The organism is Arthrobacter sp. SAFR-023 (assembly GCF_051965295.1).
GTDB lineage: Bacteria > Actinomycetota > Actinomycetes > Actinomycetales > Micrococcaceae > Arthrobacter.
Map to the genome: position 1 here is coordinate 151,241 of NZ_JBQCMF010000001.1, position 11,678 is coordinate 162,918.

Consider the following 11,678-nt stretch of genomic DNA (forward strand, 5'->3'; position numbering starts at 1 on the left):
ATTACTTGGTCTGTTCCTGAATCTTGGCCCACTGGCGCTCAACGTCATCCAGGCCGCCGACGTTGAAGAACGCCTGCTCTGCGATGTGGTCGAGTTCGCCGTCGCAAATCGCGGAGAAGCCTTCAACGGTGTCCTTGATGGAAACCGTGGAGCCCTCAACGCCGGTGAACTGCTTGGCGGTGTAGGTGTTCTGCGACAGGAACTGCTGGATACGGCGCGCACGCGAGACGACGATCTTGTCCTCTTCGGACAGTTCGTCGACACCGAGGATGGCGATGATGTCCTGGAGTTCCTTGTTCTTCTGCAGGATCTGCTTCACACGGACAGCCGTGTTGTAGTGGTCCTTGCCGATGTACTGCGGGTCCAGGATTCGGGACGTCGAAGTCAGCGGGTCCACTGCGGGGTACAGACCACGGGAGGCAATTTCACGGGAAAGCTCCGTGGTGGCGTCCAGGTGTGCGAACGTCGTGGCCGGTGCCGGGTCGGTGTAGTCATCTGCGGGGACGTAGATGGCCTGCATCGAGGTGATGGAGTGGCCCTTGGTGGACGTGATGCGCTCCTGGAGGAGGCCCATCTCGTCGGCAAGGTTCGGCTGGTAACCCACTGCGGAGGGCATGCGGCCCAGCAGCGTGGAAACCTCGGAACCTGCCTGCGTGAAGCGGAAGATGTTGTCGATGAAGAGCAGCACGTCCTGGTTCTGGACATCGCGGAAGTACTCCGCCATGGTCAGGGCGGACAGCGCCACGCGCAGACGCGTTCCCGGCGGCTCGTCCATCTGGCCGAACACAAGGGCGGTGTCCTTAAGGACGCCTGCCTCTTCCATTTCGACCCAGAGGTCGTTGCCTTCACGGGTACGCTCGCCGACACCGGCGAACACGGAAGTACCACCGAAGTTGCGGGCAACACGGGTGATCATTTCCTGGATCAGAACGGTCTTGCCCACGCCGGCGCCGCCGAACAGGCCGATCTTTCCACCCTTGATGTACGGGGTGAGGAGGTCGATGACCTTGATGCCCGTTTCGAGCATCTCGGTGGAACCTTCGAGGGACGCGAAGGACGGGGCCTTGCGGTGGATCGGCCAGTAGTCCGAAGCCTGGATCTCGGACTCGTCGACGTCCAGCGGCTTGCCGAGGACGTTGAAGATGTGGCCCTTGACGCCGTCGCCAACAGGGACGGTGATCGGGGAACCGCTGTCAACTACGGACGTGCCGCGGACCAGGCCGTCGGTTGCCTGCAGGGAGATAGCGCGGACGAGGTTGTCACCCAGGTGCTGGGAGGTCTCGAACGTGATGGTCTTGGTCTCACCGTTGAGAGTGATCTCGGTGGTGAGTGCGTTGTAAATCGAGGGGATTGCGTCAGCCGGGAATTCGACGTCGACAACCGGGCCAATAACACGTGCGATACGGCCGGTGGCACCGGCCGTTGCTGCTACGTGTTCGGTAGCGGTGGCAGTCATCTCTCTCACTTCACTCGTAGATGGCGTGGGGTTAAGTTTATCTTTTGTTGCAGGGGTCCGGGACCGGTCCGGCTACGACGCGAGAGCGTCGGCGCCGGCCACGATTTCGGAAAGCTCCTGCGTAATCTCTGCCTGGCGGGCGGTGTTGCGCAGACGCGTGTACTTCTTGATGAGCTCCGTGGCGTTGTCGCCGGCAGATTTCATCGCCCGCTGGCGTGCAGCAAGCTCAGAAGCCGCTGCCTGCAGCATGGCCGCGAAAATGCGGGATTCGATGTAGCGCGGCAGCAGTGCGTTGAGCACCTGTTCCGGCTCCGGTTCGAATTCGTAAAGCGGCAGCAGTTCCGATTCGGAGGCTGCCTGCTCTTCCACAACTTCGAGGGGAAGAAGTCGGATGACGGTCGGCTCCTGCGTCACCATGGACTTGAAGCGGGTGTACACAACGTGGATCTCGTCCACGCCGCCCTCTTCGAAGTCCGTGGCGAAGTCTTCGAGCAGGGCCGCGCCGATCTCCTGCGCCGTGGCGAACTCAGGGGCATCGGTGTTGCCGGTCCAGACGCGCCCATAGGGACGGTTCCGGAAATCGAAGTAAGCCTGCGCCTTGCGGCCCAGCAGGAATGTCTTGACGTCCTTGCCTTCGGCACGGAGCAGTTCATTCAGGCCTTCGGCCTGCTTGAGCACACTGGCGGAATACGATCCTGCAAGGCCACGGTCTGAGGTGATGACCAGGACGGCGGCCCGGCGGATGTTCTCCGGCTCGGTAGTCAGGGGGTGATCGATTTCGCTCTGGCTTGCGACAGCAGAAACAGCGCGCGTGATCGCGTTCGCGTAAGGCAGTGAAGCTGCCACCCGGGCACGGGCCTTGCCGATGCGCGAGGTAGCGATCAGTTCCATCGCCTTGAAGATCTTGCGCATCGACGTCGTCGAGCTGATCTTCTGACGGTAGACCCGGATCTGGGCTCCCATACTTATCCTTTCCTAAGATCCCGATGGCCGGGACTGCCGGACCCCCGAAGGGTTCCGGCAGTCCCTGCCAGCGAAACTAGCGCTTCTGCCTGACGATTTTTTCCTGGTCGACCTGACCCTCCGAGATAGCTTCATGCTCCTCGTGGCCGGCGCCCACCAGCTGGCTGTCCCCCTCGCCGAAGAAGCCCTTCTTGAAGTCCACGATCGCGGTCTTCAGTGCTTCGACGGTGTCATCGCCCAGAACGTTGGTCTGAGCCAGCGTCGTGAGGATGGAGGACTTGTGCTTGAGGTGGTCCAGGAATTCGGACTCGAAGCGGCTGATGTCCTCAACCGGAACGTCGTCCAGGTAGCCCTGGGTACCGGCCCAGATGGACACAACCTGGTTCTCAACCGGGAACGGCGAGTACTGGCCCTGCTTGAGCAGTTCCATCAGGCGTGCACCGCGGGTCAGCTGCTGACGGGATGCAGCATCGAGGTCCGATGCGAACATCGCGAACGCCTGCATGTCGCGGTACTGGGCAAGATCCAGCTTCAAGGTACCGGAGACCTTCTTCATGGACTTGACCTGGGCGGCACCGCCGACGCGGGACACCGAGACACCAACGTCAACAGCGGGGCGCTGGTTGGCGTTGAAGAGGTCCGACTGCAGGAAGATCTGGCCATCGGTAATGGAGATCACGTTGGTCGGGATGTAGGCGGAAACGTCGTTTGCCTTGGTTTCGATGAGCGGCAGACCGGTCATCGAGCCTGCGCCGAGCTCGTCGGAGAGCTTGGCACAACGCTCCAGCAGGCGGGAGTGCAGGTAGAAGACGTCACCCGGGTAGGCTTCGCGTCCCGGCGGGCGGCGGAGCAGCAGTGACACGGCGCGGTAGGCTTCGGCCTGCTTGGACAGGTCATCGAACACGATGAGGACGTGCTTGCCGCCGTACATCCAGTGCTGGCCGATGGCCGAACCGGCGTACGGTGCAAGGTACTTGAAGCCAGCCGGGTCGGAAGCCGGGGAGGCAACGATCGTGGTGTACTCGAGCGCTCCGTTGTCCTCAAGGGTCTGGCGGATTGCTGCGATCGTGGAAGCCTTCTGGCCGATCGCGACGTAAACGCAGCGGACCTGCTTGTTCACGTCACCGGAAGCCCAGTTGTCCTTCTGGTTGATGATCGTGTCGATGGCAATGGCGGACTTGCCGGTCTGACGGTCACCAATGATCAGCTGGCGCTGGCCGCGGCCGATCGGAATCATGGCGTCGATGGCCTTCAGGCCGGTCTGCATCGGCTCGTGCACAGACTTGCGCTGGGTAACGCCCGGAGCCTGAAGTTCCAGGGCGCGGGTGGTCTCGGCCTTGATCTCGCCGAGGTCATCGATCGGCACACCCAGGGGGTCCACCACGCGGCCGAGGAAGGCGTCGCCCACCGGCACGGACAGAACCTGTCCGGTGCGGTGAACTTCCTGGCCCTCTTCGATGCCGTAGAAGTCACCGAGGATGATGACACCGATCTCGCGCACGTCGAGGTTCTGGGCGAGGCCCAGGGTGCCGTCTTCGAAGCGAAGCAGCTCGTTCGCCATGACCGAGGGAAGGCCCTCAACACGGGCGATGCCGTCACTTGCGGTGGTCACACGGCCGACCTCTACGCGCTCTGCGTTTCCGGGTTCGTAGGACGCCGCGAATTCGTTCAACGCATTACGGACGTCGTCGGCGTTGATGGTCAATTCGGCCATCTGCAGTCCCTGCTCTCCTGTATTCGTGATCATCGTTGCTCACGATGACCGGGGTTTCTATCAGTTGTGTGGTGCTTGTCCGGCTAGCCGGCCAGCTGGCGCTGAAGGTCGTTCAGGCGGGTGAGGAGCGAAGCGTCGAGCACTTCGTCCCCCACCTGAACGCGGATGCCGCCGATCAGCGTGGGATCAACGTTGAAGTTGACCTTCAGCTCGCGTCCGTAAAGGGAGTTCAGTCCCTGCTGCAGACGGTTCTCCTGCGTCCCCGTGAGGGGACGCGTGACGCTGACCGTCGCAATCCAGCGCTGCTGGCGCTTGGCGGCGAGCTCGGCGAAACGGCTCACGAGTTTGGTTGCCTTGATGCCACGGGGCTGCGCGACCGCCTGTCCGATGAGGACCTTGGCTTCCTCACTTGCGGAAGGAACGAGCCTCTCGGCCAGGGCGATCTTTGCAGCAGCGCTGGCCTGCGGTTCAGACAGGGCGCGCTGCACATCGTGGTTGGCAGCCACGGCCTGGTTGAAGGAGAAAAGATCGTTCTCCAGCTCTTCCAGACCGGTGATACCGGAGGCAGAAACGGCCGACTTGTTTTCAGCAACGGCAATGACCACCGTTGCGGCAAGCGTCTCGAGTGCATCGCCGATGTCTCGCGCCGATGCCCAGCGTGAGCTGGCCAGACCGGCTGCGATGTCCACGGCTTCGGCGGAAGCTTTTCCGCTGAAGAGCTGCTTGATCAACGCCGACTTTTCCTCACCACTGCGGGAGGGGTCAGTCAGGGCGCGGCGCAAGCCAGCCGAGCTGTCTACCGCTCCCAGGATTCCGAAAAGTTCCTTTGCCAACTGCAGCGATGCAAACGGAAGCTTTGGCTCCAGCTCGGTCAGCGCCTTGGTCAGCGATTCGCTCGATACACCTGCCATTACTTAGCTACACCTGCGTTCTGGGTCTCCAGATCAGCCAGGAAGCGGTCAACGACGCGTGCTGCACGTGCGTCGTCCTCGAGGGTTTCCCCAACGATGCGGCCCGCAAGCGTGGTGGCAAGGGTGCCCACCTCCGAACGCAGCGACACAACGGCCGCCTGGCGCTCGGATTCGATCTGCGCGTGTGCCTGAGCGGTGATGCGTGCAGACTCTGCTGCAGCCTTCTCCTTCAGTTCCGCCAGGATCTGGGCGCCTTCGGCACGCGCTTCCTCACGGATACGGTTTGCCTCGGCACGGGCATCGGTGAGCTGCTGCTTGTACTCTTCGAGTGCAGCAGAAGCCTCAGCCTGAGCCTTCTCAGCCTTGGCGATGCCGCCCTCGATGGCCTCGGCACGCTCTGCAAACGTCTTCTCGAACATCGGGACAACGAACTTGACCACGATGAAAAAGAGGACAGCAAAGCCGGCGAGGACGACGCCCATTTCCCAAAGATTGGGAACGAGCGGGTTAGCCGCCTCGGCGCCTTCAGCGGCGGCTGAGATGATCAGCTGATTCATATTTCACCCGTCCTTATCTACTCGGTTCTGAATGTTCGCTTGGTTCTGAAGGTTTACTTGAGAACGAAAGCGAAGACCAGGCCCAGGATGGCGAGGGCTTCAGTCAGCGCAAGGCCGAGGAATGCGATCGGCTGCAGGACGCGCTGGGCTTCCGGCTGACGTGCCACACCGTTGATGTAGGCAGCGAACACGAGACCCACACCGATACCACCGCCGATGGCCGAGAGACCGTAGCCGATGAGGTTGAGGGAGCCGTTGATGGAGCCTTCCATTTTTCTTCCTTTCAAGATGCCATGTATATGGCAGGTTGTTTGGGTTGCTTCATCCCCACGAGGGGAAGTTTGGGGTGCCTAGTGGCTGTCGGCGTGGAGTGCGCCTTCAATGTAGATCGCAGTCAGCAGTGTGAACACGTACGCCTGCAGCGCCATGATCAGCGCTTCCAGCATGTACATGGCAATCGCGCCGGCCAGAACCAGCACGGAGGTGCCCTTGAGAAGGACGTTCTCCTGCATGACGAGGTATTCAATGCCTGAACCGGCAATCATGACGATCAGGTGGCCGGCCAGCATGGTGGCGAAGAGACGCAGGCTGTGCGTGACCGGACGGACCAGGAAGTTGGAGATGATCTCGATCGGAATGACGATCGGGAGGATGTAGACCGGGACACCGGAGGGAACAGTGGCGAGCTTGAAGTAGCGCAGGCCGTTCTTCTTGATGCCGATGCCGATCCAGGTGACGTACACAATGGCGGCAAGCACGTAGGCGCCGCCGACGTGCGAGAAGCTCGGGAGCTGGATCACCGGGATTGCACCGTAGATGTTGTTCACCAGGATGAAGAAGAACAAGCTGAACAGCAGCGGGACATACTTGATGAAGTCCCTGCCGCCGATGATGTCCTTGGCGATGCTGTTGCGGACGAAGCCGTAGGCGGCCTCACCTGCGAACTGCAGCTTGCCGGGAACGAGCTGCTGCTTCCGCGCAGCGAGCACAAAGAATGTGGCGATAATGACGACGGACAGGATAACCAGCAGCATCTGCTTGGAGAATCCGTCTGCCGCACCCCACGGCAGGATTGCCGGCAGGTGCATTTCTTCAATTCCGGGAGGTGTGAACTCTCCTGAATTTTGGGCCGGGAGCGCAAGCGCGATCAACGCGTTTCCTCTCTGCAGTGTCCATCGTTGGGCGTTGGTAAGGTTCCGGCGCGCGTCATGCTTGCCCTCCCCCTCGTGAAATTATTTGGCATTACTGTTCCCGTCCTCGGACGGGCCGCTGGCTGCACCGTTCCCGCCAGTTGGTTTCCTTGAACTGGTGAGGCCGTGCATATGGGACAGATAGAACCCTCCCGCAGCTCCAAGCAGAGCGCCTACGAGCACAATCCAGCGGGTTCCCCACAGATAATCCAGTCCCCACCCTATCAAACTCCAGACGATGATTCCGCCAATTATGTAGCTAAAGACGGCCATTCCAGCGTTGTAACCGCCGTCGGAATTTTCGCTGGGTACGGCGGCAGGACCGGGCGTCGGTTCAGGTGCTCCAGGCTCGTTTTTCCCGGGGTGCTTGTGCTTGGTCATCAGTGTTGCTCACCGTTCGACTTGGGGCTGTCCGGTTCGGGGTCGTTGAAGATCTGCAGCCGGGCTTTGCTGAAACCGTAGATCTCGGCAGCCTGCCACGTGACCACGGCCACGACGGCGCCTATGACGAACCAGCGGCCGTGCAGCCAGTCGGGAGCACCCACGGCGAACAACACCACGGCGAAACCGATGACCTTGACGAAGTAGGTAGCCACGAACAGGCCGACGGCACCCGAAGGGTTACTCCGCCCCACAAAGTGTCCGATCAGCAGGCTGATGGCGAAGAACACGACCACCAGCAGGCCGCCGAGGCTGCTGGACACAACACCGGTCCAGCCGTTCAGCAGCAAGGCCACCACGCCGGTAAGGACGAGCGCGCCGCAGGAGACTGCAGAACTGAGTCCAAGCAGGCCGAGCCAGAGCGACCGCGTGGGCCCGGAGACACCAACGGATTCCTTGCCGGACACAGGTCCGGGCTCGGCGTTGGAGGACATGCGAACCAATCTTCGGGGCAGGGTGGAGTGGTGCAGGAAAGACCTGCACCTGAATTCTACATGAGATAGAAATTTTCCGAAAAGCGGGTCTTACTCCGGTGTTGGCCCTACTCCGGCGTCATCGCCGCGGCGGCTCAGGTACGGCCAGGCCGTGACCAGACCCATGACCAGGGTGGCGGCGACCATGACGGCCACCACAACCTGCCAGGGGTAGACGGCGAAGGCCAGACCACCGAAAGACAGCACCGCCGCCCACAGATACAGCAGCATGACCGCGGTGCGGTGGGAGTATCCGATGTCCATGAGCTTGTGGTGCAGGTGCCCCCGGTCGGCGGACCACGGTGAACGCCCGACGGCGGTGCGGCGCACCACTGCAAGGCACAGATCCAGGAGCGGCAGGAACAGCACGGCGAACGGCAGCAGGATGGGGATGATCGTGGGGATACCGTTGACGCGGTCATAAAGGCCCGAGGTGATCTGCCCGGTCGAGACCACACCGGCCGACGCCATGAGCAGGCCTATCAGCATCGCGCCGGAATCGCCCATGAAGATCTTCGACGGAAACCAGTTGTGTGGCAGGAACCCCAGGCAACTGCCCACAAGGACCGCCGTCAGCAGAGTGGCGAGATCGGATCGGTCCAGGATCGGCGCGTTCCGGTGGACCCAGTAAGCGGTGAGGAAGAACGCGGACCCGCCGATGATGGCCACCCCGGCGGCCAGTCCGTCCAGCCCGTCGATGAAATTGAAAGCGTTCATCGTGACGACGATGAGGCCGGTGGTGAGGACGATGTTGATCGGGTCCGAGTCGAAACGGATCGGTTCCGGAATGAACGGGATGATGGTCATCCGCACGCCCCAGACAGCCACCACGAGCGCGGCGAGGGACTGCCCTATCAGCTTGACCCACCAGCGAAGATCCAGGAGGTCGTCAGCCACTCCGACCAGCACGATGACGGCAGCGCCCGCCAGCACACCCCACGGGGCGCCGTTGTTGCGGAAGATGTCCTTGACGAAGAAGGATTGGCTTGCCACGGCCAGTGCCACCAGCACGCCGGCGAAGATCCCCAGCCCGCCGAGCCGCGACACCGGGCTTGAATGCATGTCCCGGCTGCGGATAGGGGCGAACAGCTCAAGCCGGTTACCGATCAGCCGTGCACCCCATGTGGCCCCGTAGGACACGAGCGCCGCGGTCAGCATCATGGACAGGTACATGATCATGGCGCAGCCACCATTCCTGTGGTGCTGGCGCACTGCCTACCGCCATGCTGCAGTTTATGCGGATGCGAATGCGGGGTCAGTCCGGGCGGACCATGCGGGCTCGATAGGTGTGGATCTGACGTGCAATAAATGAAACTTCTCCGTCGCCATGCGCGCACAGACAGGCAGTGCATAGTGCCTGACGGGGCTGTATTACAGTGGACTCTAGTCAAGATACTAACGCCAACGGGTACATCGCTTCGCGTCACACGGCCTTACGCCGGCGGGAAACTTGCCGACGGCTGTGCTGAAAGGATCCCCGAAATGCCAGTGTCGGTCGCAGTTGCCGCCGTGACGTTTGACCGCCCCCATGAGCTAGCGGTCCTGCTGAAGGCCATCAATGGGCAGACAGCCCGCGTGTCGACAATCTGCCTCGTTGACAGTGGCACAGTCCCCGCAAAGGACGTCGCCGCCCAGCATGCAAATGTGGACTACATCCGTTCGGAAGCCAACCTTGGCGGCGCCGGGGGCTTCTCCCTTGCGGCGCTCAAGGCCGTGGCCAGCGGCGCCGACTGGGTCTGGATGATGGACGACGACGCCGAGCCGGCGGACGCCGAGTGCCTGGCCACGCTGATCCGGGAAGCGGAGGCGCGAGATCTTGAGGCCGTTGTGCCCCTGGTGGTATCCCCGGGGCATCCCGACCAGCTCTCCTTCTTCTTCCGGCTGGACGGCAAGGTGTCCCACGACCGGGCCGCGCTGGAGAAGGTGGGGTTCCTGCCGAACGACGGCCACTTCTTCAACGGCGCGCTCATCCGCTCGGATGTCTTCTTCAAGGTGGGCCTGCCGGACATGCGCCTCTTCATCCGCGGCGACGAGGTGGACTTCACCATCCGGCTGCGCAAGGCAGGCATCCGTTTCGGCACCGTCACCACCGCTGCAATCATGCACCCGCACGCGTTTTCCGAAACGAAGCACGTGTTTGGTGCCCGCTGGCACGTCATCGTCCCGGAGGGCGCCTTCAAGCGCTACTACTACTACCGCAACCGCGGTTACCTCATTCGCCGCCATTTCCGCGTGAAGTCCCTGGTGGCCGACGTGGGCGGCTACCTCGGCTATTTCCTCCGCCGCGGGGATGTCCGGGGGCTGGCGGACTGGTTCCGGGCGTTTTCCACGGGGCTGCGCGGCAAGGGATTTGGCCCGCTGAAGGACCAGAAGTTCTAGCGTAGGCGGGCGGGGCTGTCAGCCCTGCCCGCGCAGCCGGCGCCGCAGCAGGAGTGCCAGCAGGACCCACGGCTCGCCAAACACCCTGTACGCCACGCGGCGCGGATGCAGCAGCAGCCGCCACGCCCATTCCAGCCCAAGCCGGCCAAGCCAGCGTGGCGCCAGCTTCTGGATGCCGGCGATCTGCTCGATGGCTCCGCCGACCGCGCAGTAGACCGCGGGCGGCAACGACGGCAGGCGGCGCCACAGCACCTCTTCCTGCAGCGGCATGCCAAGGCCGATCAGCACCAGCTGCGGCTGGAGTTCCGCCAGCCACGCGGCAGCTTTCTCCTCCAGTTCCGAGTCCCAGTCCTCCCCCGGCATGCCCGCGACGGTGGCGCCCGGCACCGTGGCCTGCAGTTTCGCCACGGCCATGGCGTTGGCAGTCGCGCCGGCCCCAAGGACAGCAATGCGGTGGAGGCCGTCCAGCCTGCCCAGCGCGGGGATCCAGTCCGTTGAACCAAGCCGGTAGTCCATGACGGACCTTGTATGCCGGGCCGTCTTTTGCCTGCTCCTCCCCCACAGCCAGAGGACGGGCGCGCCGTCGAGAAGGACAACGTCGCTGTTCTCGTAGAACTTCCTGAACTCCGGTTCGGAGTGGAAAAGCGTCACGCTGTGGAGATTGTGTCCGACGACCGTCCTGGTGGTGCCGTCAGCCACGAATCCGTTGAGGACGGCGGTGAGTCCGTCGACGTCCAAGGGCGTGGCGTCCACTCCAAGAACGGGAATAGGTTGCCTTTGCAGTGTCATTCGGCGCTTGCGGGCTTTTCGCCGGCGTCGGACTGCAGAGGAGCGTCAGCAGCGCTGTCGGGCGCCGCGTCCCCGGGGGAAGCATCCTCGGAGCGAGCGTCAGCCGGGACAGCGGTGAGCCCAGCTTCGTCCGCGGCGTTGCCGTTGATGTCGAGAACTCCGGGAACAACCTCGCGCAGCCGCTCCAGGCTGATGGCGCCCTCGCGGACGACGCGCAGCGGCAACGAGGTGGCATCCACGATGGTGGACGGCCGGGCGTCGGTCCCCTCGACCGGACGGAAACCGCCTTCAAGGTAGACCTCAACGGACTCCGCGAGCTGGGAACGCGCTTCAAAGGCTGTCTGCGCCGGAGCCTGGCCGGTCCGGTTTGCCGAGGACACGGCGAGGGGTCCGGTAACGGTCAGCAGGTCAATGGCCACCTCGTCGTCCGGAATGCGAAGGGCAACGGTGCCCTTGGTCTCGCCCAGATCCCAGTCGAGGGACGGCTGCGCGTGGAAGATCAGGGTCAGTCCCCCGGGCCAGAAGGCCTCAGCCAGGTCGCGGGCATCCGGGTACACATCGGTGGCCAGCCCGTCGAGCGCGTTCAGGCGCGGAATCAGGACGGGCGGCGGCATGTTTCGGCCGCGGCCCTTGGACACCAGCAGCATGGTGACAGCCTGCGGGGAAAAGGCATCGGCTGCGATTCCGTAGACGGTGTCCGTGGGCAGGACAATGCACTTCTTCTCGAGGATCGCCCGCCGTGCGTGGGCGATTCCGGCGGTCCGCTCGTCGTCGGCCGTGCAGTTGTACGTAGTGGTCACTGCCT

Annotated in this window: 13 protein-coding genes; 1 reads left to right on the forward strand and 12 read right to left on the reverse strand. The window is 63.0% G+C overall.

Annotated elements, in window-relative coordinates; genetic code table 11:
• Position 1: 1 nt before the first annotated feature.
• The 10 genes from atpD to ACTHQX_RS00760 all read right to left on the reverse strand — a co-directional run bounded on the left by atpD (position 2) and on the right by ACTHQX_RS00760 (position 8,884).
• On the reverse strand, positions 2-1,456 hold the full coding sequence (gene atpD / locus ACTHQX_RS00715; protein ID WP_111905896.1) for a F0F1 ATP synthase subunit beta: 1,455 nt from the start codon (positions 1,454-1,456) through the stop codon (positions 2-4).
• Between the two features lie 72 nt (positions 1,457-1,528).
• On the reverse strand, positions 1,529-2,419 hold the full coding sequence (locus ACTHQX_RS00720; RefSeq protein ID WP_440155170.1) for a F0F1 ATP synthase subunit gamma: 891 nt from the start codon (positions 2,417-2,419) through the stop codon (positions 1,529-1,531).
• Between the two features lie 76 nt (positions 2,420-2,495).
• Entirely contained in the window at positions 2,496-4,133 is a 1,638-nt protein-coding gene (gene atpA / locus ACTHQX_RS00725) for a F0F1 ATP synthase subunit alpha (RefSeq protein WP_440155483.1), read from the reverse strand.
• Positions 4,134-4,216: 83 nt separating this feature from the next.
• Positions 4,217-5,044, reverse strand: a complete 828-nt coding sequence (locus ACTHQX_RS00730) for a F0F1 ATP synthase subunit delta (RefSeq protein WP_236803965.1) — start codon at positions 5,042-5,044, stop codon at positions 4,217-4,219.
• Positions 5,044-5,601, reverse strand: a complete 558-nt coding sequence (locus tag ACTHQX_RS00735; RefSeq protein WP_236803967.1) for a F0F1 ATP synthase subunit B — start codon at positions 5,599-5,601, stop codon at positions 5,044-5,046. The genes ACTHQX_RS00730 and ACTHQX_RS00735 overlap by 1 nt, the downstream gene beginning before the upstream one ends.
• Before the next feature lie 53 nt (positions 5,602-5,654).
• Positions 5,655-5,873 carry an ATP synthase F0 subunit C gene (gene atpE / locus ACTHQX_RS00740; protein ID WP_003804776.1) on the reverse strand — a complete coding sequence of 73 codons (219 nt, stop codon included), beginning with the start codon at positions 5,871-5,873 and terminating at the stop codon, positions 5,655-5,657.
• A gap of 78 nt (positions 5,874-5,951) precedes the next feature.
• Positions 5,952-6,752, reverse strand: coding sequence for a F0F1 ATP synthase subunit A (atpB, locus tag ACTHQX_RS00745; RefSeq protein ID WP_102972065.1), 801 nt, complete (start codon positions 6,750-6,752; stop codon positions 5,952-5,954).
• Positions 6,753-6,833: 81 nt separating this feature from the next.
• On the reverse strand, positions 6,834-7,172 hold the full coding sequence (locus ACTHQX_RS00750; protein WP_440155172.1) for an AtpZ/AtpI family protein: 339 nt from the start codon (positions 7,170-7,172) through the stop codon (positions 6,834-6,836).
• Positions 7,172-7,666, reverse strand: a complete 495-nt coding sequence (locus ACTHQX_RS00755) for a hypothetical protein (protein ID WP_440155174.1) — start codon at positions 7,664-7,666, stop codon at positions 7,172-7,174. Before ACTHQX_RS00755 ends, ACTHQX_RS00750 begins: the two co-directional genes overlap by 1 nt.
• A gap of 90 nt (positions 7,667-7,756) precedes the next feature.
• On the reverse strand, positions 7,757-8,884 hold the full coding sequence (locus ACTHQX_RS00760; RefSeq protein ID WP_236803973.1) for an MraY family glycosyltransferase: 1,128 nt from the start codon (positions 8,882-8,884) through the stop codon (positions 7,757-7,759).
• Positions 8,885-9,187: 303 nt separating this feature from the next.
• On the opposite strand from ACTHQX_RS00760, the gene ACTHQX_RS00765 reads away from it, so the two are divergent.
• On the forward strand, positions 9,188-10,084 hold the full coding sequence (locus ACTHQX_RS00765; RefSeq protein WP_440155175.1) for a glycosyltransferase: 897 nt from the start codon (positions 9,188-9,190) through the stop codon (positions 10,082-10,084).
• Positions 10,085-10,102: 18 nt separating this feature from the next.
• Here ACTHQX_RS00765 and ACTHQX_RS00770 read toward each other — a convergent pair whose 3' ends face one another.
• Both ACTHQX_RS00770 and ACTHQX_RS00775 read right to left on the reverse strand, forming a co-directional pair.
• Positions 10,103-10,873 (reverse strand): WecB/TagA/CpsF family glycosyltransferase, encoded by a 771-nt coding sequence (locus ACTHQX_RS00770; RefSeq protein ID WP_440155177.1) that lies wholly within the window; start codon positions 10,871-10,873, stop codon positions 10,103-10,105.
• Positions 10,870-11,673 carry an L-threonylcarbamoyladenylate synthase gene (locus tag ACTHQX_RS00775; RefSeq protein ID WP_440155178.1) on the reverse strand — a complete coding sequence of 268 codons (804 nt, stop codon included), beginning with the start codon at positions 11,671-11,673 and terminating at the stop codon, positions 10,870-10,872. Before ACTHQX_RS00775 ends, ACTHQX_RS00770 begins: the two co-directional genes overlap by 4 nt.
• Between the last annotated feature and the right edge of the window lie 5 nt (positions 11,674-11,678).